Source organism: Bradyrhizobium sp. F1.13.3, from assembly GCF_040548265.1.
GTDB lineage: Bacteria > Pseudomonadota > Alphaproteobacteria > Rhizobiales > Xanthobacteraceae > Bradyrhizobium.
Window position 1 is genome coordinate 63,150 of record NZ_JBEPRI010000006.1, and the last position, 24,592, is coordinate 87,741.

At 64.7% G+C, this 24,592-nt stretch carries 22 protein-coding genes; 14 read left to right on the plus strand and 8 right to left on the minus strand.

Features of this window, described 5'->3' with window-relative positions:
• The first annotated feature begins 173 nt into the window (after nucleotides 1-173).
• Both ABIB66_RS17735 and ABIB66_RS17740 read left to right on the plus strand, forming a co-directional pair.
• A complete protein-coding gene (locus ABIB66_RS17735; RefSeq protein WP_354208002.1) occupies nucleotides 174-1,643 on the plus strand; it encodes a YcjX family GTP-binding protein in 1,470 nt (489 codons plus the stop codon).
• Nucleotides 1,640-2,668: a YcjF family protein gene (locus ABIB66_RS17740; RefSeq protein ID WP_354208004.1), complete on the plus strand. Its 1,029-nt coding sequence runs from the start codon at nucleotides 1,640-1,642 to the stop codon at nucleotides 2,666-2,668. The genes ABIB66_RS17735 and ABIB66_RS17740 overlap by 4 nt, the downstream gene beginning before the upstream one ends.
• Nucleotides 2,669-2,860: 192 nt before the next feature.
• Here the strand turns inward: ABIB66_RS17740 and ABIB66_RS17745 are convergent, their stop codons facing one another.
• Nucleotides 2,861-4,426 carry a glycosyltransferase family 39 protein gene (locus ABIB66_RS17745; protein ID WP_354208355.1) on the minus strand — a complete coding sequence of 522 codons (1,566 nt, stop codon included), beginning with the start codon at nucleotides 4,424-4,426 and terminating at the stop codon, nucleotides 2,861-2,863.
• Nucleotides 4,427-4,766: 340 nt separating this feature from the next.
• On the opposite strand from ABIB66_RS17745, the gene ABIB66_RS17750 reads away from it, so the two are divergent.
• From ABIB66_RS17750 to ABIB66_RS17765, 4 genes are all read left to right on the plus strand, one after another.
• Nucleotides 4,767-6,503 (plus strand): adenylate/guanylate cyclase domain-containing protein, encoded by a 1,737-nt coding sequence (locus ABIB66_RS17750; RefSeq protein ID WP_354208006.1) that lies wholly within the window; start codon nucleotides 4,767-4,769, stop codon nucleotides 6,501-6,503.
• A 134-nt stretch (nucleotides 6,504-6,637) separates the two neighbouring features.
• A complete protein-coding gene (gene sorA / locus ABIB66_RS17755) occupies nucleotides 6,638-7,837 on the plus strand; it encodes a SorA family sulfite dehydrogenase catalytic subunit (RefSeq protein ID WP_354208008.1) in 1,200 nt (399 codons plus the stop codon).
• An 11-nt stretch (nucleotides 7,838-7,848) separates the two neighbouring features.
• Complete coding sequence (gene sorB, locus ABIB66_RS17760) at nucleotides 7,849-8,157, plus strand: SorB family sulfite dehydrogenase c-type cytochrome subunit (protein WP_354208010.1); 309 nt, start codon at nucleotides 7,849-7,851, stop codon at nucleotides 8,155-8,157.
• Nucleotides 8,158-8,365: 208 nt separating this feature from the next.
• A complete protein-coding gene (locus ABIB66_RS17765) occupies nucleotides 8,366-8,566 on the plus strand; it encodes a cold-shock protein (protein ID WP_007596519.1) in 201 nt (66 codons plus the stop codon).
• 169 nt (nucleotides 8,567-8,735) lie between these two features.
• On the opposite strand, the gene ABIB66_RS17770 is transcribed toward ABIB66_RS17765, so the two are convergent.
• A complete protein-coding gene (locus ABIB66_RS17770; protein WP_279661271.1) occupies nucleotides 8,736-9,197 on the minus strand; it encodes an Lrp/AsnC ligand binding domain-containing protein in 462 nt (153 codons plus the stop codon).
• A gap of 114 nt (nucleotides 9,198-9,311) precedes the next feature.
• Here ABIB66_RS17770 and putA point away from each other — a divergent pair, with 114 nt between their 5' ends.
• From putA to ABIB66_RS17785, 3 genes are all read left to right on the plus strand, one after another.
• Nucleotides 9,312-12,311 carry a bifunctional proline dehydrogenase/L-glutamate gamma-semialdehyde dehydrogenase PutA gene (gene putA / locus ABIB66_RS17775; RefSeq protein ID WP_354208013.1) on the plus strand — a complete coding sequence of 1,000 codons (3,000 nt, stop codon included), beginning with the start codon at nucleotides 9,312-9,314 and terminating at the stop codon, nucleotides 12,309-12,311.
• A gap of 113 nt (nucleotides 12,312-12,424) precedes the next feature.
• Entirely contained in the window at nucleotides 12,425-13,630 is a 1,206-nt protein-coding gene (locus ABIB66_RS17780; RefSeq protein WP_354208015.1) for a CaiB/BaiF CoA transferase family protein, read from the plus strand.
• Between the two features lie 151 nt (nucleotides 13,631-13,781).
• The gene (locus tag ABIB66_RS17785) at nucleotides 13,782-14,429 is read left to right on the plus strand and encodes a glutathione S-transferase family protein (RefSeq protein ID WP_354208017.1); all 648 of its coding nucleotides are present in this window, start codon (nucleotides 13,782-13,784) and stop codon (nucleotides 14,427-14,429) included.
• Between the two features lie 9 nt (nucleotides 14,430-14,438).
• Here the strand turns inward: ABIB66_RS17785 and ABIB66_RS17790 are convergent, their stop codons facing one another.
• The 3 genes from ABIB66_RS17790 to ABIB66_RS17800 form a co-directional block, all read right to left on the minus strand.
• Nucleotides 14,439-14,603 (minus strand): hypothetical protein, encoded by a 165-nt coding sequence (locus ABIB66_RS17790; RefSeq protein WP_275173628.1) that lies wholly within the window; start codon nucleotides 14,601-14,603, stop codon nucleotides 14,439-14,441.
• 27 nt (nucleotides 14,604-14,630) lie between these two features.
• Nucleotides 14,631-16,178, minus strand: a complete 1,548-nt coding sequence (locus tag ABIB66_RS17795) for a hypothetical protein (RefSeq protein WP_354208019.1) — start codon at nucleotides 16,176-16,178, stop codon at nucleotides 14,631-14,633.
• 93 nt (nucleotides 16,179-16,271) lie between these two features.
• Nucleotides 16,272-17,264, minus strand: a complete 993-nt coding sequence (locus tag ABIB66_RS17800) for a hypothetical protein (protein WP_354208356.1) — start codon at nucleotides 17,262-17,264, stop codon at nucleotides 16,272-16,274.
• A gap of 289 nt (nucleotides 17,265-17,553) precedes the next feature.
• Between ABIB66_RS17800 and ABIB66_RS17805 the strand changes: the two genes are divergently transcribed.
• A complete protein-coding gene (locus ABIB66_RS17805; RefSeq protein ID WP_035974430.1) occupies nucleotides 17,554-17,925 on the plus strand; it encodes a Crp/Fnr family transcriptional regulator in 372 nt (123 codons plus the stop codon).
• Entirely contained in the window at nucleotides 17,922-18,734 is an 813-nt protein-coding gene (locus tag ABIB66_RS17810) for an MBL fold metallo-hydrolase (RefSeq protein ID WP_275173626.1), read from the plus strand. The genes ABIB66_RS17805 and ABIB66_RS17810 overlap by 4 nt, the downstream gene beginning before the upstream one ends.
• 209 nt (nucleotides 18,735-18,943) lie before the next feature.
• Here ABIB66_RS17810 and ABIB66_RS17815 read toward each other — a convergent pair whose 3' ends face one another.
• The 3 genes from ABIB66_RS17815 to ABIB66_RS17825 form a co-directional block, all read right to left on the minus strand.
• Nucleotides 18,944-19,441, minus strand: a complete 498-nt coding sequence (locus tag ABIB66_RS17815) for a TPM domain-containing protein (RefSeq protein WP_354208024.1) — start codon at nucleotides 19,439-19,441, stop codon at nucleotides 18,944-18,946.
• A gap of 3 nt (nucleotides 19,442-19,444) precedes the next feature.
• Entirely contained in the window at nucleotides 19,445-20,332 is an 888-nt protein-coding gene (locus tag ABIB66_RS17820) for a TPM domain-containing protein (RefSeq protein ID WP_354208026.1), read from the minus strand.
• A gap of 138 nt (nucleotides 20,333-20,470) precedes the next feature.
• On the minus strand, nucleotides 20,471-21,079 hold the full coding sequence (locus ABIB66_RS17825) for a LemA family protein (RefSeq protein ID WP_354208028.1): 609 nt from the start codon (nucleotides 21,077-21,079) through the stop codon (nucleotides 20,471-20,473).
• Between the two features lie 182 nt (nucleotides 21,080-21,261).
• Between ABIB66_RS17825 and ABIB66_RS17830 the strand changes: the two genes are divergently transcribed.
• The 3 genes from ABIB66_RS17830 to ABIB66_RS17840 are packed head-to-tail and all read left to right on the plus strand — an operon-like array spanning nucleotide 21,262 to nucleotide 24,482.
• A complete protein-coding gene (locus ABIB66_RS17830) occupies nucleotides 21,262-22,116 on the plus strand; it encodes an enoyl-CoA hydratase (RefSeq protein WP_354061783.1) in 855 nt (284 codons plus the stop codon).
• A 5-nt stretch (nucleotides 22,117-22,121) separates the two neighbouring features.
• Nucleotides 22,122-23,270 carry an acyl-CoA dehydrogenase family protein gene (locus ABIB66_RS17835; protein ID WP_354208030.1) on the plus strand — a complete coding sequence of 383 codons (1,149 nt, stop codon included), beginning with the start codon at nucleotides 22,122-22,124 and terminating at the stop codon, nucleotides 23,268-23,270.
• A gap of 15 nt (nucleotides 23,271-23,285) precedes the next feature.
• A complete protein-coding gene (locus ABIB66_RS17840) occupies nucleotides 23,286-24,482 on the plus strand; it encodes an acyl-CoA dehydrogenase family protein (RefSeq protein WP_354255094.1) in 1,197 nt (398 codons plus the stop codon).
• Nucleotides 24,483-24,592: the final 110 nt, after the last annotated feature.

The following is a 24,592-nucleotide window of genomic DNA, read 5'->3' on the forward strand; positions in this document are numbered from 1 at the left end:
AAGTGAGACAATACCCTCTTGTATGGGTGTTTCGGGATCGGCGCGTCGTTCAAACGGCTGATTTGCCGACAAAGACGGTGGAAGTATGAAGCTTGATTTTCCTCAGGCAGTTGCCACTTTTGTGACTAGTCCTTTTTGCGTATCCGCCCCCGCCCGGGATTCCCAACGTTCATATGGCATTTAGTTTCCAGGATATGTTCGAGGAGGCGCGCCTGTCGGCTCGGGCGCTGATCGACTACGGCGAGCATTTCTTCAATCCGACGGTACGATTGGGGGTCACCGGCCTGTCGCGGGCCGGGAAGACGGTGTTCATCACCGCGCTGATCCACGGTCTGACGCGCGGTGGGCGGTTTCCGGTGTTCGAGGCCTATTCATCCGGGCGGATCGCACGGGCGCATCTGGCGCCGCAGCCGGACGACGCCGTCCCCAGATTTGCCTATGAGAGCCATCTGCGCGCGCTGATCGAGGAGCGGCGCTGGCCGAGCTCGACTGTCGACATCAGCGAGCTCAGGCTCGTCATCGACTACCAGCGCCAGAACGGCGCCGACCGCACGCTGACGCTCGACATCGTCGACTATCCCGGCGAGTGGCTGCTCGACCTGCCGCTGCTTCAGAAGAGTTTTGAGCAATGGTCGGCCGAAAGCCTGGCGTTGTCGCGCGAGGCGCCGCGCGTCCATCTTGCCGCGGATTGGCACGCGCATCTCGCAACGCTCAAGCCCAAGGCGCGCGAGGACGAGCAGGCGACGCTCACGGCCGCAAAGCTGTTCAGGGGCTATTTGCAAGGCTGCCGCGACGAGCGGTTTGCGATGAGCCTCTTGCCACCCGGCCGCTTCCTGATGCCGGGCAATCTGGCCGACACACCGGCACTGACCTTTGCGCCGCTCGACGTTCCCGCGGGCGGCCAGGCGCCGGAGGGATCGCTGTGGGCCATGATGGTGCGCCGCTATGAGGCCTACAAGGACGTCGTGGTGCGGCCGTTCTTCCGTGATCATTTTGCCCGGCTCGATCGCCAGATCGTGCTGGCCGACGCGCTCGCCGCGTTCAACGCCGGCCCCGAAGCGCTGCATGATCTCGAAGCCGCACTCGCGGGCATTCTCGACTGCTTCAACATCGGCCGCAGCACGTTCCTCAGCGGCCTGTTTCGGCCGCGCATCGACCGCGTGCTGTTCGCGGCGACCAAGGCCGATCATTTGCATCATTTCAGCCACGACCGGCTCGAGGCCGTGCTGCGCCGCGCGGTGACCCGCGCCGTTGCCCGCGCGGAAACTACCGGCGCGGAAATCGACGTCGTCGCGCTCGCCGCCGTCCGCGCCACGCGCGAGGCGCAGGTCGCGCATGGCCGTGACAAATTGCCGTCAATTTTGGGAACACCGGCCGCGGGCGAAAGCGCCGGCAGCGAGTTCTTCGACGGCAATACCGAGGTCGCTACCTTTCCGGGCGATCTGCCGCTGGATCCCGAGCCGCTGTTCAACGGCACCGATGCGTTCCGCGGGCTCTCGACCGAGGCCGCCGAGAAGAGCGATTTTCGATTCCTGCGCTTCCGTCCGCCAAAGCTCGAACGCGAGGGGAGCGACCAGCCGGCGCTGCCTCACATCCGCCTCGACCGCGCCTTGCAGTTCCTGATCGGAGACAAATTGTCATGAACGACCGATCGAAGCCACGGCGGCCGGCGACGTTCCGGCTCGACGACCCCGGCGTCGTCGTCACCGAGGCCGACGAGACGACCCGGCTCGGCCGCACCACCATCCAGATCACGCCGGAGCCCGATCCACTGACGTTGCCGGTGCCGATCGCAGCGATGCTTCCGGCGCGGCGCGGCTTTCCCTGGGGCACATTGTTCTGGTCCGGCGTTGCCGGGCTGACGCTGCTCGGGGTCGGGCTCGGCGTCGTTCGTCTGATCGAGGATCTGTTTGCGCGCAGCGAAAGCCTCGGCTTCGTCGGACTCGCGCTTGCCTCCGTCACCGCGCTTGCGCTCGCGGTGGTGACCGGACGCGAGGCGTTCGGACTGGCGCGGCTGGCAACGATCGAAAAGCTGCATCAGCGCGCAGCCGCCGTGCTTGCCAGCGACGACCGCAAGGAGAGCCGAATCATCGTGCAAGATCTGCTCAAGATCGCACACCAGAACCCGCAGCTCGCACGCGCCCGTGCCGCACTGGAGAGCCACGCCGGCGAGATCATCGACGGCGCCGACATGATCCGGCTCGCGGAGCGCGAATTGATGTCGCCGCTGGACATTGAGGCGCGGCGGCTGGTGTCGTCAGCCGCGCAAAAGGTCTCGATCGTCACGGCGGTGAGCCCGCGTGCCGCAATCGACGTGTTGTTCGTATTCGTGGCGTCTCTGAGATTGATACGCCAACTTGCGCGGCTCTATGGCGGCCGCCCCGGTGCGCTCGGCATGATCCGCCTGCTCCGCCACGTCATCGCCCATCTCGCCATCACCGGCGGCATGGCGGCGAGCGACAGCCTGGTGCAGCAGATGCTCGGCCACGGCATTGCGGCGAAGCTGTCGCAGCGGCTGGGCGAAGGCATGCTGAATGGATTGCTGACGGCCCGGCTGGGCCTCGCCGCGATCGACGTCACACGGCCGCTGCCATTCGCGGCCCTGCCGCCGCCAAAACTGTCGGACCTCGCGACGGATCTGCTGCGGAAGAAGGATGAGGAGGAGTAGCGTTCTGTTCGCGACGCGAGCGCTGTTCCCTCTCCTCTTGCGAGAGAGGGTGGCTCGCCGCAAGGCGGCGAGACGGGTGAGGGGTCTCTCTCCGCGCGCGCCTCTCGCAGTCGTCTTAGCCGATAGAGACCCCTCATCCGGCGCTTCGCGCCACCTTCTCCCACAAGGGGAGAAGGAAGAAGCCCGCCTTTGCTAGGCGAGCGTACGCAACTCAAACTCGCCCGCCAGCACGCGCCACTGGAACAGCGGTGAGTCCTTCGGTGGCGACAGCTCCGGGGTCCAGCCTGACAGCTTCTCCACCACGTACGTGTCCATCACGAGGCCGCGCCAGCGTCGTTCGACCTGGCCGAGTTGCTCGCGCTTGGCGGGGATGATCTCCCACAGCGGCGAACGATTGTCCGGCTCGCGTCCGACATAGATGCCGGCGTGCCCCCGGATCCGGTCCAGGCCGGGATCGCGAAAGTCCTGGAAGCGGCCGCGCTCGTTGATCTCGATCACGGGCACGCGGCCCCTGAACAGCCAGCGCATCATGGCATAGGTGCGATAGTCCGTCGTGGCGATCCAGGTCGCGCCGGTTTCGTCCAATGCGGCCTGTGCGCGCGCGGCGACCTGCTCGTAGCCGGACTCGGCACCGATCGGATCGATCTTGCCGAGCAAATTCCAGGGCGTGGCGACGTAATAGAGGAACACGACCACGACAAAAGCGATTCCCGAGACCACCGCCGTATTGGCCCAGAACAGCGACGACCTGATCATTCGCGCCGACCACTTCTCACGCGGCAGCATGGTGAGGTTGATAGCGGCGGCGGCAAAGCCGACCGGCCACATGAACATCGGCCAGGTGTCGCCGACGCGGAGGGTCAGCGATTTCGCCAGGAAATAGAGAAATGGCACCAGCACCGCGGTCGACAGCAAAATCGCGACCGGCTCGCGCGTGCGATAACCGCGCCACGCCGTCAGCACCACCCCTGTGAGCACCACCGGCAGCATGACGAAGCCGACCAGTCCGAATTGCAGGCCGATGTAATCGCCGAAGGTGCGGAGCGAGAAGCCGTAGCTGGTGGTGGCGCGCACGCCCTGGAAGCGGATCGCGGCCCAGTCGTGCTGCACGTTCCAGATCAGGACCGGCGAGAACACGGCGATTGCGATCAGGACCGCTAGATACGGATAGGGGCTGCGCAGCGAGCGCCAGCGCCAATCCGGCACCAGCAGAAAGGCGGCAACCGCCGGCGCGAACATGATCACGGTGAATTTCGACAGCATCGCCAGCCCGGCGAACAGGCCGGCCGCGAGCCACCAGCGACCGTGGCCGCCCTGCGCAAGCCGCACCAGGCACCACATCATCGCCACCGCAAGCGGGATCATGGCGACATCGGGCGCAACCTTCGCCATCAGCAGGCCGTAATAGAGCGCGGCTTCCGGCATCAGTACCGCGAGCACGACGGCGCGCACATCATGGGTGAGGCGGCGGACGATGTCGGCGAGCAGGAGCTGCGTCACCAGCATCGCGACGATGCCGCCGAAGCGCACACCGAGCGTGGTGTCGCCGAAGATCACAGTGCCGAACCGGATCAGCCAGGCGATGCCGGGGGGATGATCCAGGAAGCTGAGCGCCGTCTCCTGCGACCACGTCCAGTAATAGGCCTCGTCCGTACGCAGCTCGATGGCGGAGGCGTAGACCATGCGCAGCAGCGTCATCGCAGCAATGATCGCCGCGGCCATGACGAGCGGCCGGCGCGCCGCGCCTACGGGGGGCATCGTGATGTCGGGAGCTGTCGTCACGGCGGCGCTTTTCGCCAACCTGGGAGGGGGAGTCAATGTTGAGGGAAGAAACCTGTCATCCCGGGGCGCGACGTAGTCGCGAGCCCGGGACCCATAGCCACAGGGAGTGGCGTGGCACGAGCTGATCGCCACGAGTCGTCGCCAAACCCGGTCCGGTGGCTATGGGTCCCGGATCTGCGCGCGCCCAAGGGCGCGCTTGTCCGGGACGACGTCGAGTGAGCGGCGGCGTGCCGCGGATGTGATCCCGCAAGCGGGCCATCCCCGGAATTAAACGCGACGCTGGCTGTTCTCCTTCATGAACTGATACAACAGAATCATGGCCGCAACCGCATCCTCACGATTTTCCGAGCTTTCCCGCGCCATCAGCTTGCGCCAGCTGCGGCTGGTCTGCGGCGTCATCCTGTTCGCCTATGTCATCAGCCATTTCCTCAACCATGCGCTCGGCAACATCTCGGTCGATGCCATGGAGATCGGGGTCTACTACCACACGCTGTTCTGGCAGTTCCTGCCTGTAACGATCGTGTTCTACACGGCGGCGCTCACGCATATGGGGCTCGGCATCTATGCGCTGTATCAGCGCCGGCAGTTCCGCTGGCGGACGGTCGAGCCGCTGCAGCTCGTGCTGGGGCTCAGCATCCCTGCCCTCGTCATGGGGCATGTGATCGGCGTACGCCTCGGCCAGACGCTGTACGGACACCAGAAACTCTATCCGCAAGAACTCTATCTGTTCTTTGTCGCATCGCCAGGTCGGATCTGGACGATGACGATCCTGCTTCTCATCGCCTGGGTGCACGGCTGCATCGGCATCTATTTCTGGCTTCGCCTCAAACCGCTCTTCACGCGCGCGGCGCCCTATCTGCTCGCGGCGGCCGTGCTGATTCCGACGCTGTCGCTGCTGGGTGTCTACCAGGGTGGCCGTAGCGTCGAGATCGAGGCCGATGATGGGGAATGGCGGACGCATAATCTCACACGCCGCCAGGTCGGCACGACGGCCGAGGCCACGACGCTCGACCGCATCACCGGCGGCCTCACCGCCGGTTATCTCGGATTGCTCGCCCTGGCGCTGGCCGCACGCGGCGTACGGGCCTTGCGCGAACGACGCGGTGGCATGATCGCGCTGTCCTACGGCAACGGCAAGACGGTGCGCGTCCCAAAAGGCCTCTCCGTGCTGGAGGCGAGCCTTCGCCACAATGTGCCGCATGCCAGCGTCTGCGGCGGCCGCGCCCGCTGCTCGACCTGCCGCATCCGCATCATCGGCGATCATGATGCCCTGCCCGAGCCGTCGCAGCGCGAGGCGTTCGTGCTCACCCGTGTCGGCACCAGCGACCCCTCGATCAGGCTCGCCTGCCAGCTGCGGCCGACGTCGGATCTCTCCTTCTTCCAGCTCTTCACCGCGCATACCCTGACAGCGAGCGCGCAGGCCTCGACGCCCGCCAGAATCGGCCAGGAGCGCTATCTCGTCAGCCTGTTCGTGGACATGCGCGGCTCGACACAGCTCGCCGAGAAGCGGCTGCCGTTCGACACTGTGTTCATCGTCAACCGCTTCCTCGGCGCCGTCTCGCAGGCCGTGATTGAGAACGGCGGCCAGCCAAACCAGTTCGTCGGCGACGGCATGCTGGCGCTGTTCGGACTGAGCGCCGATCCGCAAGAAGCCTGCCGGCAGGCGCTGAAAGCAGCAGCCGGCATCGCCGTGCATATCGACGAGCTCAACGAGCTCCTGAGCCACGATCTGCGCCAGCCGATCCGCTTCGGCATCGGCATCCACGGCGGCGAGGTCATCATCGGCGACATCGGCTATCGCGATCACATCGTCTTCACGGCGCTGGGCGATGCCGTCAACGTCGCGGCCCGGCTCCAGGACATGACCAAGACACTGGCCTGCGAAGCGGTCGTGTCGGAGGAAGTCCGCCGCACCGCCGGCCTTGCCGACGATGCACTGCCGCAGCAGGAGGTCGCGATCCGCGGCCGCGACGAACCGATGGCCGTGCGCGTCGTCGCGGACGCCAGGGAGCTGTCGGCGCTGGTCGATCACGGCGAACGCGTCGCGGCGTAACACCGGCTTGCTGCAACGCAGCGGCATGGGCCTGCTGCGAAAGCACGAATTGACTTCATCCGAGTCGTTGCGACAGATGAGCGCGAGATTGCGGTGATGACCGCGATCAACGAAAAGCTCCGGGAGGAGACCACATGTTCGATCGACGCGACCTGCTCAAAGGAGCGGGCCTTGCCGCTGTTGCGACTGCACTGAACTCCACCAAAGCGCTGGCACTCGACACCGTCACCCTTCCCTTTGCCAATGGCGAACGGCCCTTGGTGAAATATCCGCAGAAGCGGCCGATGATCGGCCTGACCAGCCGCCCGCCGCAGCTCGAGACGCCGTTCGCGGTGTTCAACGACGGCCCGATCACGCCGAATAACGCGTTCTTCGTGCGCTATCACCTTTCCGACCTGCCCTACAGTCTCGACCCCGACAAGTTCACGCTCGAGGTCAAGGGCAAGGTCGACAAGCCGCTCAAGCTGTCGCTCAAGGACATAAGGAAGATGAAGGCGACCGAGATCGTCGCCGTCAACCAGTGCTCCGGCAACAGCCGCGGCTTCCTGGATCCGCGCGTGGCCGGCGGCCAGCTCGCCAACGGGGCGATGGGCAATGCGCGCTGGCGCGGCGTACCGCTGAAGGCCGTGCTGGCGATGGCGGGCGTGCAGAGCGGCGCCAAGCAGGTCACCTTCAACGGCATGGACGGTCCGATCAGCGACAAGACGCCCGATTTCGTCAAGGCACTCGATATCGATCATGCCAGCGACGGCGAGGTGATGCTGGCCTATGGCATGAACGGCGAGGACCTGCCCTTCCTCAACGGCTTTCCGCTGCGCCTGATCGTGCCCGGCTATTTCGGCACCTACTGGGTCAAGCACCTCAACGAGATCACCGTCGTCGACAATGTCTATGACGGTTTCTGGATGAAGTCGGCCTATCGCATTCCCGACACGCCCAACAATGCGGTCGAGCCCGGCACCGCACCGAAGGCGACGATCCCGATCAACCGCTTCACCATCCGTTCCTTCATCACCAGCGTCCCCGACGGCGCCAAGCTGAAAGCAGGCGGCACCACGCTGCGCGGCATCGCCTTCGACGGCGGCAAGGGTATCAAGGAGGTCGCGGTCTCCACCGATGGCGGCAAGACCTGGACCAGCACCAGGCTCGGCAAGGATCTTGGCAAATACTCGTTCCGCGAATGGACACTGCCGGTGAAGCTCGCGGCGGGCTCCCACGAGCTCAAGGTGCGCGCCACCGGCAATGGCGGCGAAACCCAGCCGGATACGCCGCGCTGGAATCCGGCGGGCTATCTTCGCAACGTCGTCGAAACCGTCCGCGTCACCGTGGCTTGAGGGGAATGATCATGCAGCGCACCGTTTTCCTCGCCATCGCACTCGCCCTCGCCGCCGTGGTGGGTGCGGCACTTGCAGCACCGGTCAACTACAAGACCCCCGATGAGGTCGCGGCGTTCAAGCCCGGGCCCAATCTCGAAGTGGTTCAGGGCAATTGCACGGCCTGCCATTCGTCCGACTACATCAACACGCAGCCGCCAATGAAGGACAAGAAAGGTTTCTGGCAGGCCGAGGTGACCAAGATGATCAAGGTCTATGGCGCCCCCATCGACGATGCCGATGTCGGCAAGATCGTCGATTATCTGGCCGCGACTTATTGACGGATGGCGCGCGGCGCGCGGACCAAGTGACCGCGAAACGGGCAAATCCGGCAAAAACGCCGCGAAGTTGAGCGGAATTCGGCGAAATGCCGATGTGGTTTGAGCTACCAAGCCAGCCACATTCCGCGTATCGTATTAGGACCGAACCGGCCGGTTGGCGGGGACTGGCGGTTCGAGATCTCGGAGGAAGACCCGCGGAGAAGTCGTGATGGCTAAAGGTACGGTCAAGTGGTTCAACCCGACGAAGGGTTATGGATTTATCCAGCCTGCGTCGGGCGGCAAGGATGTGTTCGTGCATATCTCGGCAGTGCAGAAAGCCGGTCTGTCGTCCCTGAACGAAGGACAGACGGTGGAATATGAAGAGATCGCAAACCGAGGCAAAAGCTCCGCAGAGAACCTCAAAGTATAAGCCCGCCGGCTGTTGCTAACTCCCGGATCGATCCGGGAGCCGGGCCAAGAAATTTCAGAAGACGGTCAGTGCACTCGACGACAGGCGTTGCGATTGCACACGGAGAACTATTTGCCCGCGAAGACCGCCCGTTCGACGCCCCAGCAATGACAATCGCGACGGCACTTCGTTAGTCCACCGGCAATGGTGCGTCGCGCTTGATCTCTTCCATCACCGCATAGGTTCGCGTTTCGCGCACGCCCGGCATCGACAGCAGGGTCTCGCCGAGGAAACGTCGATACGCGGTCATGTCCGCCAGCCGCGCCTTCACAAGATAGTCGAAGCCGCCGGCAACCATGTGACACTCCAGCACTTCGGGCGCGAGTTTCACCGCGCGGGCAAAACGCTCGAAATTGTCGGGCGTGGTCTTGTCGAGCAGCACTTCGACGAACACCAGGAGCCCGAGGCCGAGCCGGTGCGGGTTCAGCCGGGCGCCATAGCCCTCGATAAAACCCTCTCGCTGCAAACGCTTCAGCCGCTCGCCGATCGAGGTCGGCGACAGCCCGATGCGTTCCGCGAGCTCGACATTGGCGATTCGCCCGTCCTGCTGCAAAATCGAGAGGATTTTCCGGTCGATGCGATCTAATTCCATAATTCATAAGGCCAAATAACTCGATAGCTTCATTTTCTAAGCCGAATGAGCTAAATTGTCTATCGAGCTAAGGTCGCGTGGGCATTATCCTGGATTGGAGCCACAGGATACGCCATGCCGAACATTCCACCTCCCTTCATCGCTCCCTACGCGCCCGATGATGCCGACATCGCCGCGCGCCTTTTGCCATCTGCGCATCTCGGCGCGCCGCAGGAGGCGCGGATCGATCGCACCGCGACCCGGCTGATCGAAGCGATCCGCAAGCGCGACGACCGGCTTGGTGGGGTCGAGGACATGCTGCGGGAGTTCGCGCTCTCGACCAAGGAAGGGCTGGCCTTGATGGTGCTGGCCGAGGCGCTGCTGCGCGTGCCGGATGCGCACACCGCCGACCAGTTCATCGAGGACAAGCTCGGCGAGGGCGACTTCATCCACCACGAGACCAAGTCTACCGCCTTCCTGGTCAACGCCTCGGCCTGGGCATTAGGCCTCTCGGCGCGGGTGATCCAGCCCGGCGAGACGCCCGACGGCACCATCGGCCGGCTGGTGAAGCGGCTGGGCGCACCGGCCGTGCGCACCGCCACGCGCCAGGCGATGCGGCTGATGGGCAATCATTTCGTGCTGGGGGAGACCATCGAGCAGGCCCTGGAGCGGGCCCGGCCACGCTCCGGTGAGAGGCAGCGCTATTCTTTCGACATGCTCGGCGAAGGCGCGCGCACGGCCACTGACGCCAGGCGCTATTTCGACGCCTATGCCAGTGCGATCGAGACCATCGGCAAGACGGCCGGCAACCATCCCCTGCCCGACCGGCCCGGCATCTCCGTCAAACTCTCGGCGCTGCATCCGCGCTTTGAGGCGATCAGCCGCGACCGCGTGATGGCTGAGCTGGTGCCGCAACTGCTGGACCTGGCGCAGCGCGCCAAGGCCCATGATCTCAACTTCACCGTCGATGCCGAGGAAGCCGACCGGCTGGAATTGTCCCTCGACGTGATCGCGGCAACGCTCGCCGATCCCTCGCTTGCCGGCTGGGACGGATTTGGCCTCGCGATCCAGGCCTATCAGAAGCGCGCCGGCGCCGTGATCGACTATGTCGATGCGCTCGCCCGCGCGCACGACAGCAAGCTGATGGTGCGGCTGGTCAAGGGCGCCTATTGGGACACCGAGATCAAGCGCGCGCAGGAGCGCGGGCTCGACGGCTACCCTGTGTTCACCCGCAAGGCGATGACGGATCTGAACTACGTCGCCTGCGCCCAAAAGCTGTTGAGCCTGCGGCCACGCATCTTCCCGCAATTCGCCACCCACAACGCGCTGAGCGTCGCGACCGTGCTGGAGCTTGCCGGTGAAAACGGCGGCTTCGAATTCCAGCGCCTGCATGGCATGGGCGAGGCGCTCTATGAGCAGCTCGCCAAGGACCACCCCGACATCGCCTACCGCACCTACGCCCCGGTCGGCAGCCATCGCGACCTGCTCGCCTATCTGGTGCGGCGACTGCTGGAGAACGGTGCCAATTCCTCCTTCGTGGCGCAGGCCTCCGATTACCGCGTGCCTGTTACGGCGCTGTTGCAACGTCCGGCGGATGCCGTTGTCCGGCCGCAGCAGGCGGCCCATCCCAAGATTCCGTTGCCAGGCGATCTGTTCGCGCCGGAGCGGCGCAATTCACGCGGCGTCGAATTCGGCGCGCGAGCCGCGCTCGACCGGTTGCTGACCGACGTCAAGGCCGAGAGGATCGATCTCAAGCCGATCGCCGATGCAACGCCGGATCAGGCCAACGCGGCCGTGACGGCTGCGCGCGCGGGCTTTGCCGCCTGGAGCCGGACACCCGCAGCCACGCGCGCAGCGGCGCTGGAGCAGGCCGCGCATCTTCTGGAGAACCGCGCGCCCCATTTCATCGCGCTGCTGCAACGCGAGGGCGGCAAGACGCTCGACGATGCGCTGTCGGAGCTGCGCGAGGCCGCCGACTTCTGCCGCTATTACGCCGCGCTGGGCCGCAAGCTGTTCGGCAATGATGTGGCGATGCCGGGTCCGACCGGCGAGAGCAATGCGCTGGCCATGCGCGGCCGCGGCGTCTTCGTGGCGATCTCGCCATGGAATTTTCCGCTGGCGATCTTCCTCGGCCAGGTCACGACCGCGCTGATGGCCGGCAACAGCGTGGTGGCCAAGCCCGCGGAGCAGACCCCGTGCGTCGCGGTTGAGACGATACGGCTGCTGCACGAGGCCGGCATCCCCGCAAGCGCGCTCCACCTCGTCGTCGGCGACGGCCGCGTCGGCGCCGGGCTGACCGCGCACCCCGATATCGCCGGAATCGTCTTCACCGGCTCGACCGAGGTCGCGCGCAGCATCAACCGGGCGCTGGCGGCCAAGGACGGGCCGATCGTGCCGCTGATCGCGGAGACAGGCGGCATCAACACCATGATCGCGGATGCGACTGCGCTGCCCGAGCAGGTCGCAGACGACGTCGTCACCTCGGCGTTCCGTTCCGCCGGCCAGCGCTGCTCGGCGCTGCGGCTGCTGTTCGTGCAGGAGGACGTTGCCGACCGCATGATCGAGATGATCGCGGGCGCGGCGCGCGAGTTGAAGATCGGCGATCCGAGCGACGTCGCGACCCATATCGGCCCGGTGATCGATGTCGAGGCCAAGCAGCGCCTCGATGCGCACATCGCACGAATGAAGACCGAGGCGCGGCTGCACTTTGCCGGCAGCGCGCCGGAGGGCTGCTTCGTCGCGCCGCATATTTTCGAGCTTGGGGATGCCGGCCAGCTGACCTCGGAGGTGTTCGGCCCGATTCTCCACGTCGTGCGCTATCGTGCCGAAAATCTCGAACGCGTCCTGCAAGCCATCGAGCGCACCGGCTACGGGCTGACGCTCGGCATCCATTCCCGTATCGACGATACGATCGAGGCGATCGTCGACCGTGTCCAGATCGGCAACATCTACGTCAATCGCAACATGATCGGCGCTGTCGTCGGCGTGCAACCGTTTGGCGGCAACGGCCTGTCCGGAACCGGTCCGAAAGCCGGCGGCCCGCACTACCTCGCGCGCTTTGCGACCGAGCAGACCGTAACGATCAACACCGCAGCAGCCGGTGGCAACGCTGCCCTGCTCGCAGGAGATGAGTGAGGCGCGGCGAGGAGCGTTGCATCCCGCCGAAACATCGGTCTAATGCTGCCGTGACGTGGCCCTCGCCAATTCCAGCGCGCGGGAAACAACACGAGCGAGGGAGCGACGCCGCAATGGAAAAGGGCATTTTTGCAGGGCTCAAGGTGCTGGATTGCGCGAGCTTCATCGCAGCACCAGCCGCCGCGACCGTGCTGTCGGATTTCGGTGCCGATGTCGTCAAGATCGAGCCGCCCGGCGCCGGCGATCCCTACCGCAACCTGCCCAACATTCCGGGCTATCCGAGCAGCGAGCACAATTTCGCCTGGCTGCTTGAGGCCCGCAACAAGAAGAGCATCGCGCTCGACCTCTCAAAGCCCGAGGCGCAGGCCGTGCTCTACAAGCTGGTGGAAGAGGCCGACGTCTTCATCACAAACATGCCGCCGCCAGTGCGCGCCAAGCTCGGCATCACCTATGACCATCTCGCCCATCTCAACGACCGCCTGATCTACGCCTCCTTCACTGGCTATGGCGAAAAAGGCGAAGAGGCCAACAAGCCCGGCTTCGACAGCAACGCCTATTGGGCGCGCTCCGGCCTGATGGACCTCGTCCGCGCCGACACCGACACGACGCCGGCCCGCTCGGTCGCCGGCATGGGCGACCATCCCTGCGCGATGGCGTTCTACGGCGCCATCGTCACCGCGCTGTACCAGCGCGAGAAGACCGGCAAGGGCTCGCATGTCGCCTCCAATCTGATGGCGAACGGCGTGTGGGCCGCTAGCGTGCTGGCGCAGGCTAAACTCTGCGGCGCCAAGTTCGCCGAGCGGCGGCCGCGCGAACGCGCGTTGAATGCGGTCGCCAACCACTACCAGTGCAAGGACGGCCGCTGGCTGATCCTGTCGCTGCTGAGCGAGGAGAAGCAGTTTCCGACGCTGGCCAAGTGTCTCGGCCGCGAAGACCTCATCACCGATCCGCGTTTCGCCACCAAACCCGACCGCCACGCCCGCTCGGTCGAGCTGATCAAGATCTTTGACGAGACCTTTGCGACCAAGGATCTCGCCGAATGGCGCAAGATCCTCGACGGCAACGGGCTGGTGTTCGGCATCGTCGGCATTCTGGACGACATCCCGAACGACAAGCAGATGCTCGACAACGAAGTTCTGGTACCGTTCGAGAACGACACCATGCTCACCATCTCCAGCCCGATCTGGATCGACGGCGCCAAGAAAGTGCAGCCGCGCAAACCGCCCGGCGTCGGCGAGCACAGTGACGAGATTTTGCGTGGCGCGGGATACGACGAGGCGGCGATCAAGCAGCTGCGGTCGCAGGGGGCGGTTGAGTAAGGCGACACGCTGACGCAACCCCGTCCTTGCGAGCGCAGCGAAGCAATCCAGAATCCCACCGCGGATGCATTGCTGGATTGCTTCGCTGCGCTCGCAATGACGACATCGGAACATTGCGGTATAAAGATTGGCAAAGCCATCACGAGGTCACATGCCCAGCTACCGCCTGCACTACTTCCCCGAATCCGGCAACAGCTACAAGCTGGCGCTGATGCTGACGCTTTGCGGCGAGAGGTTCGAGCCGGTCTGGACCGACTTTGGCGGCGGCGTCACGCGCACGCCGGAATGGCGCAAGAGCGTGAACGAGATGGGCGAGATTCCCGTGCTCGAAGTCGACGGTGTGAAGATGACGCAGACCGCGCCTCTCCTGCTCAAGCTTGCCGAGCAGTTCGGGCAGTTCGGCGCCGAGACCGAGGAGGAAAAGTTCGAGCTGCTGCGCTGGCTGTTCTGGGACAACCACAAGCTCACCGGCTACATGGCGACCTACCGCTTCATGCGCGCCTTCACGCAAAACAACGATCCGCAGGTGCTGAAACATTTCCGCCGGCGGCTCGAGGATTTTCTCGGCATCCTCGATAGCCATCTCCAGCGCAATGAATTCGCGATCGGCACCAGGCCGACGGTCGCCGATATCTCGATGATGGCCTATCTGCACTATCCGAGCGACGAGCACGGCTTCGATTTCGCGGAAAGCTATCCCGCCATCCACGCCTGGCTTGGCCGCATGGCCGCACTGCCCGGATGGAAGCCGGCCTACGAGCTGCTGCCCGGCAAGCGGATGACGAACTACGCGAAGTGAGGGCGCCGACTACTTCAGCGCCAGCCAGCCGAGCGTGACCAGGATTCCGCCGATGATGACGACGACCGCGACCGCCCAGGTGCTGACGCGGACGCTGCCACTGACCTGCTTGGCTTCTTCATTCTGCGCGATCTCGCGATTGCGCTCCTTGTTGGCTTCGCTGGAGTCCGTCATCGGTCATCCAAATCGGTTGCAAGCGGCCTAACGCGTCTTGATGAAGCACATGCCGATGCGGCGCGAGGCCGCGGCAGCCTGGCAGGTCAGCCCTTTAGCACAGCTCCACGACGTAAAACTCCTGTCGGCCGATCCCGATCCCGCATTTTCCAGGGAACAATGCGCGCCCCAGCCGTCCTGATATTCGGTCCCGGCCAACTCAGTGCTGCCGCGGGTCTGCGGCCGGCTGGCAAATCCACGTGAGAAATCAGGGCGTTTGCCTGCGGCCATCGCGGTCAGGATGTCGCGGCGGCGGACCTGGTCGCCAAGAAAATGCGGGGAAGCCGGCACGATGGTGGCATTGGACGGCTTGTCCGCAAGCCAATCGACGCCCGGAAAATGAAAGCCGCCGATGCCGCGGGTCTGATGGCAGCCGGCGCAACTGACGTCATTGAGGCGGCGCTGGAAGCCCGCGACGGAGCGGACGTTCAGCATGTCCCCGCGCGCAGCAGCTTGCTTCAGCGCACCAACTACGTCGTTCTCGGAGAAGACCGGCTCGCCTTGTCCCTCTCCATTGCCCTCCCCTTGCATCATCCCGAACTCCGGCTGCAACGGAGAAGCATCGAGGCCGGCTGGCGTCGGCACGATTGCAGCCTTGGCCAGGAATTTCTCGGGGATCAGCACCGTGCCGCGATCGAACTCACGAAGATGATCGGGCGCGAGCAGCCAATCCCTGAAGTCGCGCCGGAGATCATTATCGGCAAGAATACTGTCGCGGTCGATCTGGTTCTCCAGCGTCGATTCCGCGAACGTCTTCGAGACAGCGTCGTACTTGAACACCTTGAGCAGATAATCGGAGCGGAAATCGTGCAGTGCCGATTTCGCTGCAACCGAGATCTGAATGTTGGTCTCGATGCGATCGAGCATCGCATCGTAAGGATGGAAGCTGCTGCCGATCAGCCCCTGCCAGTCGCCATTGCCGAGCCAGCGTCGCGCGACCTCGGCGCAGGTGATCGGCTTGCCGCTCGCATCCGTCTGCCGCGCATCGCGCGCCTTCATCACCAGGTTGAGCGTCATCGGCAGCCGCGTGGCTGTCCTGTCGCCGTCCGGTTTGGTCTCGAAACGTGCAAGACGATAGATCAGCCTGATCTCGCCGCAGGACTCTTCCGAGACATAGGCCCGGTCCATCCGGTTGACGATGCCGGCCAGCACGAAACGGGTGTCGCGGGATTTCAGATTGGACCGATCGAACAATTGCACGTCGAAGCCTTCGCCGACGCCGATGGTCTCGGTCGGATATGCCTCTTTCTGCCGGGCGGCGTAGCGGTCGATCTCCGCCTCGATCGCGGGGCGAATTTCCTTGAGCTGCGACAGCCACGAAAACATCAGATCGGTCGTCAGCGGAAAATCCGCGTTCCGCTCCGGCCACAACAGGCGCGAGATCGTGAGTGCATCGTGCCGGTCGAGCTCGCGCAGGAGATCGGGATCGGTGATCGCCGTGCCGCGCGCCAGCTGCGCGTTCTCCGCGGCCAACGACGACACGATGCCACCGAAAAACACGGCGACGGCAACGAGAATTCGCAACGCGCGGCTCATGTCTCAGGTAACACCGCGCAGGGACGGCTATTCAAGCAAAAAGGCGCTTCACATGGTGGTGAAGCGCCTTTTCGGAAATCGGATAGCAGCCGCTCAGCGCGAGACGATCAGCCCCTTGCTGGTGACGACCACCCAGCGGCCGTCCTGACGGCGGATCGCATCGACACGGCCGACGCCGGGGATGGGGTCGCCGGCGTAGACCTCGTAGAGGCCACCGCGGCCCTCGATCAGCGCGCCGCCGTTGGAGACGTCGCGCAGCACCCAGCCTTCGACCGTCGGCAGCCGGCCGACCTCGGGCTTGGGCGCGGCGGGAGCCGGCGCAGCTGCGGCGGTCGCAACCTGGGTCGGCGCGATCGAGCCGGTGGTCTCCCTGGCTGGCACGGCGGCTGCGGCCTGGGCGGGAGCCGCCGTCGGGGTGGCGCGGAGCTTGTCGACGGTCTCCGACAGCTTCGCGATTTTGGCCATCGGCTCGGCCTGCGCCTTCTCGAGCTTGTCGAGGCGGTCGTTGGTGCGGTTGAACTGGCCGAGACCGGTCTTGGAGGTATGTTCTACGTTCGCCTTGAGCGCGACGACATCGGCATCGATCCGGGCGACCGAGGATTCCAGCGCGCTGGTGTCGGCAACCTGGGCCGGCGCGGGGCTTGCGAAGTGCATCATCCCTGCGGTCGCGAGCGCGCCGCTGATGGCGCCGACACTGGCCGCAATCGCCACCACCGCGGCCATCGCCGACAGGCGGCGCTTGCCGCCGGCCTCGCGCGGCTCGTCCGACTTCACATGCGGGGCAAACTCTTCACGGTCCCAGGACCGCTCCGCGGGTGCCATGACGATGAGCTTGCCGAGCTTTGGCTCGGACTTGGTCTCGGCTTTGGGCTCAACCTTGGCCTCGAACTTGGGCACCTCGATCCGCGAGGCCTCGATTTTTGGCGGCTCGATCTTGACCGGGTCGGGCTTCACTGGATCAGGCTTGGGCGGCGTTTCGTGGTCGGGGGCAATCGAAGGGGCCTCGATCCCCGCAGCCTCGACGGCCTGCGGCGCGGTCGCGGCGGCTTCGACGACGCCAGTATCCTGGACGGCCTGCTCGGCCATTGGTTCGCTCACGGCTCAAATACTCCAGTCTCGGTTGACCTTTTGGTAACTTTCATTGCTTGCGAATTCCTTACCTGCGGACCCGCTTACCAAAATTTTAGGAACTCATCCGGGGCCGAATTGGGCCGGGAACGTGGAACCGGTGTGGCGCTGTGCAACAAATTGTCAGCCGATGCTGCCCTGCGGCAGGCCACGCTCCCGCCGAACGGGCTGTTTGCCCGCCCCTGTTACCCCGCTAACATGACTGTCCTGTCAGCCAGAACGGCTGCAGACGGCCCTTGGGGGTGTCATGACGATCGAGAAGTGCATCAACGAATTTGGCGTCGATGACATCATCTTCGAGGAAGGCTCGACCGGCCGCGAGCTGTACGTTGTCCTCGACGGCGAGGTCGAGATCGCCAAGATCAGCGGCGCCAGCAAGACCAGCATCATCAAACTCGGCAAGGGCGAATTCTTCGGCGAGATGGCCGTGATCGACGGCTCCGCACGTTCGGCGACCGCGATCGCGGCGGCACCGAACACCAAGGTGATGAGGGTCAACCACGCCCGCTTCGTCTATCTCGTCAGCCAGCAGCCGGCGTTTGCACTGATGGTGATGGATGCGCTGTCGAAACGCCTGCGCGCCGCCAACGCGGTCAGCTACCGGGCGGCCCAATCATGAGCGACGGCAAGCCCACGGCCTTTCCGGTCCTGATGAAGAACGACACCTGCTCGCTGATCCAGGCCGCGGACGACGTCTACCAGATCCGCTTCTCCAATCGCGCCGCCAACGTCTATCTCGTGCGCGGCTCGGCGCGGACCATCCTGATCGATACCGGGCTGTCCTCGAACTATGCGGCGATGGTCGAATGCCTGAACTTCGCCGGCTGCCCGCCGGAAAAGATCGACATGGTGGTGCTCAGCCACGAGCATCTCGACCACATCGGCGCGGCCTGGCACTTCAACGAGCGCCGCACCTTCGTCGCCGCCCATCGCCTCGCCGCCAACAAGATCATGCTGCGCGACGACTTCTCGATGCTGCGAAAGATGTTCAACGAGCCGAACGTACCTGTTAATATCGACATCTGGCTCGAGGAAGGCAATCTGATCGACCTCGGCAATTTCCGTCTCAACGTCATGCACACGCCAGGACACACGTCGGCCTGCATCACGCTGTTCGATCAGGACAAGGGGCTGCTGTTTGCCGCCGATACGCTCATGCCAGGCGGCGTGATGGGCGGCGTGTTCGGTTCGGGCAGCATCGCCGACTACATCGAATCGCTGGAGCGGCTCAAGGGATTGAACGCGAAGATCCTGCTATCAGGCCACGGCCGGCTGTCGGACACGCCGCAGGAAGACGTGCGTATCGCCATCGCGCGGTCGCACGGTCTATTGGAGGACACAGCACAATTGTTCGACGCGCTGGATGCGCGCTCGAATTTCGAGCCGATCATGCAGTCGGTGCGGGATTTGAACAAGCTGGATGATTAAATGCGCCGCGGGCGTCCGTCCGCGGGGCGAAGCACCGATGCCCCCACAACGTCGTCTTGGCGAAAGCCAGGACCCATACCGCGAGGTCCATCGGTCGTACGCAGCAGGCGTACCGAACGATGAATCTTCGCCAAACTTCTCCCTGGGGTAATGGGTCCTGGCTTTCGCCAGGACGACAGCGGGACTCCGTCACCGCCTGCTTGTAGCGGCTAGATCACCACCGGCGCATCCGGCAGCTCGTTCGGGTGCGCTCCGCTTGGCGGGAAATGCCTTGCCAACTCTCGCGACACCGCCTCGATCCCGCCGATCGCGCCGCGCTCGAACTGCCCCGACCTGAACTCGACTTCCATCGCGTGGCAGATGCTCTCCCAGCCCTCGGCGCCAACCTTCGTATCGATACCGCGGTCGGCGACGATCTCGACATCGCGGTCGGCGAGCAGGAGGTAAATCAGGACGCCGTTGTTGTGCGCGGTGTCCCAGATGCGTAGTTGCGAGAAGACGTCGAGTGCCCGCTCGCGCGCCGGCTGGTTACGAAACAGCGGGCCGCCGTCGAGCGCGCCTTCGACCACGAACCGCACCTGGCCGGAATGCATGGCTTCGCCGCGCTTGATCGCCTGCTCGATGCGGTCGAGCACGCCCTTAGGGAACACCTGCTTGGCACGCCAATGGTGCTGGAGCAGATGCCGGGTGATGCGCCTGATGCTCATGACCTACCAGCTCCCCGAAGCACCGCCGCCGCCAAAGCTGCCGCCACCGCCACTGAAGCCGCCGCTCGACGACGACCCGCTGCTCCAGCCGCCGGATGACGAACCGCTCGACCACGAGCCGCGACGCGAGGATCCCGTGCCCGATCCCGCCCCAAACAGATCGGCAATAAACGTCAGGACAGCGCCGAGCACACCGACGCCCAGTCCGATCACCGCAGAGCCGATCACGAACCAGGCGATGACACCAACGATCGCTCCGGTGATCCCCGAACCGAACAGCCGCCCGAACATGGAGCGCAGGATGCCGCCGATGACCAGCGGGCCGAACAGCAGAAAGAAGAAAAGCGGTTCGATGTCGTTCCAATCGCCGAAATTCACGCTGCGCGAGGGCGTCGGGAGCGGCTCGCCATCGATGACGCGGATCATGCGATCGACGCCCGCCGTGATGCCGCCGGCGAAATCGCCACTCCTGAATTTCGGCGTGATGGCTTCATCGATGATGCGCCGCGAGGTGACGTCGGTGAGCGCGCCCTCGAGGCCGTAACCGACCTCGATGCGCAAATGCCGGTCGTTCTTGGCCACGACGAGGATGGCGCCGTCGTCGACCTTCTTGCGCCCTATCTTCCAGGCCTCAGCAACGCGGATCGCGAACTGCTCGATCGTCTCCGGATCCGTCGTCGGCACGATCAGGACGACGAGCTGGCTGCCCTTGCGGGTCTCGAAGTCCTGCAGCTTTTGCGACAGCGCGGCGATGTCGCCGCTGGAGAGCGTACCGGTCTGATCGACCACGCGGCCGGTGAGCTGGGGTATGGCGACATCGGCTGAGGCGGGGAATACTGAGCCAAGCAATAGCGACAAAAGGACTATCGTGCACCACAACCTCGCTGTCATCGCCCGGCTCGACCGGGCGATCCAGTATTCCAGAGACGCCGGCGGGATACGGTGAAGCCGCGGCGTACTGGATTCCCCGCTTTCGCGGGGAATGACGGCGGTGGGTGGGGCTAGGCGCATGCGCAAAAAAGCGCGCACTTACTTCGACGGCGCGGGCGCCGGATTGAAATCGACCTTCGGTGCGGTCGAGATTTCCTTCTCGTTTGCGACCGTGAAGTTCGGCTTCTCCTTGTAGCCGAACATCATCGCGGTGACGTTGCTCGGGAACGAACGGATGGTGACGTTGTAGTCCCGCACCGCCTTGATGTAGCGGTTGCGCGCCACCGTGATGCGGTTCTCGGTGCCCTCGAGCTGCGACATCAAATCCTTGAACAGCGCATCCGACTTGAGCTGCGGGTAGTTCTCGGTGACCACCAGCAGCCGCGACAGCGCGCCGGAGAGCTCGCCCTGGGCGGCCTGGAATTTCTGGAATGCGGCGGGATCGTTCAGCACCTCCGGCGTCGCCTGGATGCTGCCGACCTTGGCGCGGGCATTGGTGACGCCGAGCAGCACGTCCTTCTCCTGCTGCGCAAAACCCTTCACCGAGTTGACGAGGTTGGGCACGAGATCGGCGCGGCGCTGATACTGGTTCACGACCTCGGACCAGTTGGCCTTGATCTGCTCGTCCTCGCTCTGGATCGCGTTATAGCCGCAATTGGTGAGGCTCAACGAGGCCAGCGCCGCCAGCACGGTCAGGATCTTGCGCATCAAATTTCTCCCGGTGGAATCGGGCGCAAGCTACCAGATTGCATGCGCGAGATGCCAGACATCTTGCGTCCGGGCCGAGGCCGCCAAAAGCAGCCGATGTACGCAAGCCTCTTGCTTAATCCCGGCTGTAATAGTCAACTCAAGGGAACAATAAACCGGTTCGGGAACGCCAGGGGAACGCGATGAGCTCGTTCGAGACCATCCTCGTGGAGAGGCCGGAGCCGGCGATTGCCCGGGTCGTGATGAACCGGCCCGACGCGCGCAACGCGCAGAACCTGCAAATGACCTACGATCTCAACGCCGCCTTCGATGAGGCGGTGCAGGACGATACGGTCAAGGTCATCATTCTCGCCGGCAATGGTCCGCACTTCTCCTCGGGCCATGACCTGCGACCCGGCAGCAAGAATGAAGCAGGCGTGGATTTTCCGCCGATCGGAAATTGGGGCGGCTTCGCCGAATCAAACGCCCATGGCCGCTTCGCGCGCGAGCAGGAGATCTATCTCCAGATCACGCGGCGCTGGCGCAACCTCGCCAAGCCCACGATTGCAGAGGTGCACGGCAAATGCATCGCCGGCGGGCTGATGCTGGCCTGGGCCTGCGATCTCATCGTCGCCAGCGACGACGCGCAGTTCTGCGATCCCGTGGTCACCATGGGTGTCTGCGGCGTCGAATGGTTCGTGCATCCCTGGGAGCTCGGCCCGCGCAAGGCCAAGGAATTTCTGTTCACCGCAGACAGCTGGAGCGCGCAGGAGGCGCACCAGCTCGGCATGGTCAACCGGATCGTGCCGCGCGCGGAGCTTTCATCGCGCGTGCTGGAGCTGGCGCGCCGGATCGCATCAAAACCGTCCTTTGCACTGAAGCTGACCAAGGAGGCGGTGAATCGTTCGGTTGACGTCATGGGCCAACCGGCGGCAATCGACCAGGCCTTTGCGCTGCATCAGCTCTGTCACGCGCATAATCTTCAGGAATTCGGCATGGTCGTCGATCCATCCGGCCTGCACCCCTCCGTGCGCAAGCCGCCGGCGGCCGCGGACTAGACGGGATGGATCTCAATCTCACCGACGAGCAACGGCTGCTGCGCGAAAGCGCGGAGCGTTTCGTGGCCGAAAGCTACGATGCCGATCACCGCCGCAAGATGGCGAACGACCCGCTCGGCTTCAGCCCGGCGGTGTGGACGCAATTCGCCGAACTCGGCTGGCTTGCATTGCCGATCGCGGAGGAGTTTGGCGGGCTCGGCGGCAGCGCGGTCGAGATCGGCATTTTAATGGAAGCATTCGGCCGCGGGCTGGTGTCGGAGCCGTATGTCGCGACAGTCGTGCTTGGCGCTGCGTTGATCGAGCGATGCGGCAGCACGGCGCAGAAGCAGGCAATCCTGCCGAAGATCGCGGACGGATCGTTGAAGCTCGCGCTCGCGCATTCCGAGCGCGCGGCGCGGTTCGACCTTGCCAAGGTCGCAACCACCGCCCACAAGACGGCGCAAGGCTGGCGCCTTGCCGGCAACAAGATTGCCGTGCTTGACGGCCACGCCGCCGACGAGATCATCGTCTCTGCGCATATCCATGATCATCAGGGACCGTCGGCGCGGATCGGCCTGTTTCTGGTGCCGGCGACGACGCCAAATGTTGCGATCTCCGACTACGAGCGCCTCGGCGGCGGGCGGGCCTGCAACATCGTGCTGTCGGATGCGCAACTGCCGGAGGATGCGCTGCTCGGCAATGGCCACGACGCACTGCCGGCAATCGAATGGGCTGTTGACCGCGCCATGGCCGCGGTCGGTGCCGAGGCCGTCGGCATCATGCAGGTGCTGCTGGACACCACGCTGGAGTACACCAAAATCCGAAAGCAGTTCGGCCGGCCGCTCTCGGCCAACCAGGTGATCCGCCACCGCCTCGCCGACATGGCGGTGCAGGTCGACGAGGCGCGCTCGATGGCGCTGCGCGCCGCGCTGAAGGTCGATGCCGATCCGGTCGAGCGCGCGCGGGCCGCCTCCGGCGCGAAGGCGAAGATCGGCAGATCCGCGCGCTTCGTCGGCGAGCAGGCAATCCAGCTTCACGGCGGCATGGGTGTCACCGAGGAGCTCGAGGTCGGCGCCTATTTCAAGCGGCTGGTCGCGTTCGACACGCTGTTCGGCGGCAGCGCCCACCATTATGGCCGCCACGCCCGGCTTGGCCGCACCACCGTGCCGGCCTGATACAAGGACCGCATCATGGACCTGTCGTTCAATGCCGAGGAGCGCGCCTTCCAGGACGAGGTGCGCGGCTTCATTGCCAAAAATCTCACCGAAGAGATGAAGCGCGCGACTGCGCTGACGCCGTCGGTGTTCTCCGACCCCGATATCGGCATGGCCTGGCAGCGCACGCTGCACAAGCAGGGCTGGGGCGCGCCGGGCTGGCCGGTCGAGCATGGCGGTCCCGACTGGACGCCGGCGCAGCGCTGGATTTTCGAGACCGAAAGTGCGCGGGCCGGCGTGCCCAACGTCAACGTGATGGGCGTGAAGATGGTCGGCCCCGTCATCATCGGCTTCGGCTCGCCTGAGCAGAAGAACTTCTACCTGCCGCGCATTCTCTCCGGCGAGGATTATTGGTGCCAGGGCTATTCCGAGCCGGGCTCCGGCTCCGATCTCTCCTCGCTGAAGACGCGCGCGGTGCGCGATGGCGACGACTACATCATCAACGGCACCAAGATCTGGACCACGCATGCCCACCACGCCAACCGCATGTTCGCGCTGGTGCGCACCAGCGACGGCCCGCGGCAGCAGGATGGCATCAGCTTCATCCTGATCGACATGAAGACACCGGGCATCACGACCCGCCCCATCCTCACCATCGGCGGCGACCACGAGGTCAACCAGGTATTCTTCGACGACGTGCGGGTGCCCGTGGCCAACCGCGTCGGCGAGGAAGGCAAGGGCTGGACCTACGGCAAATATCTGCTCGAATTCGAACGCGGCTCCGGCATCGCCTCCGCAAAATTGCGCGAGGGGCTGAAGGCGATCGCGGATCTCGCCGAGTCCGACCTGACGGGGCGCGCGATCGACAGCCTCGATATCGCGACGCGCATCTCCGAGGTCGAGGTCGACATCGACGCGCTGGAGATGACCGAGCTGCGCGTGCTGTCGGCATTGCAGACCGGACAGAATCCCGGTGCGGTGTCGTCGATCCTGAAGCTGCGCAATAGCGAGATCCGGCAGGCCGTGACGCGGCTCGGCGCCGACGTGATCGGCCACGACGCCCTCGCGGTCGAGCCGATGCGCCCGCTCTACAGGCTCAACCATGAGCCGCCGATGCCGGAGGAGATGCTGACGGTGGTACCGGAATATCTCAACGGCCGCGCCTATACGATCTTCGGCGGCACCTCGGAGATCCAGCGCGATATTATCGCGAAGATGATGCTGGGGATTTAAGGGGCACTGGCGCTACACACTCGCTGTCGTCCCGGCCTGGTGCGCAATTGCGCACAGGGGGCCGGGACCCATACGTCGTGACGAAGTGGTAGCGCGAAGCTGGTCACCAC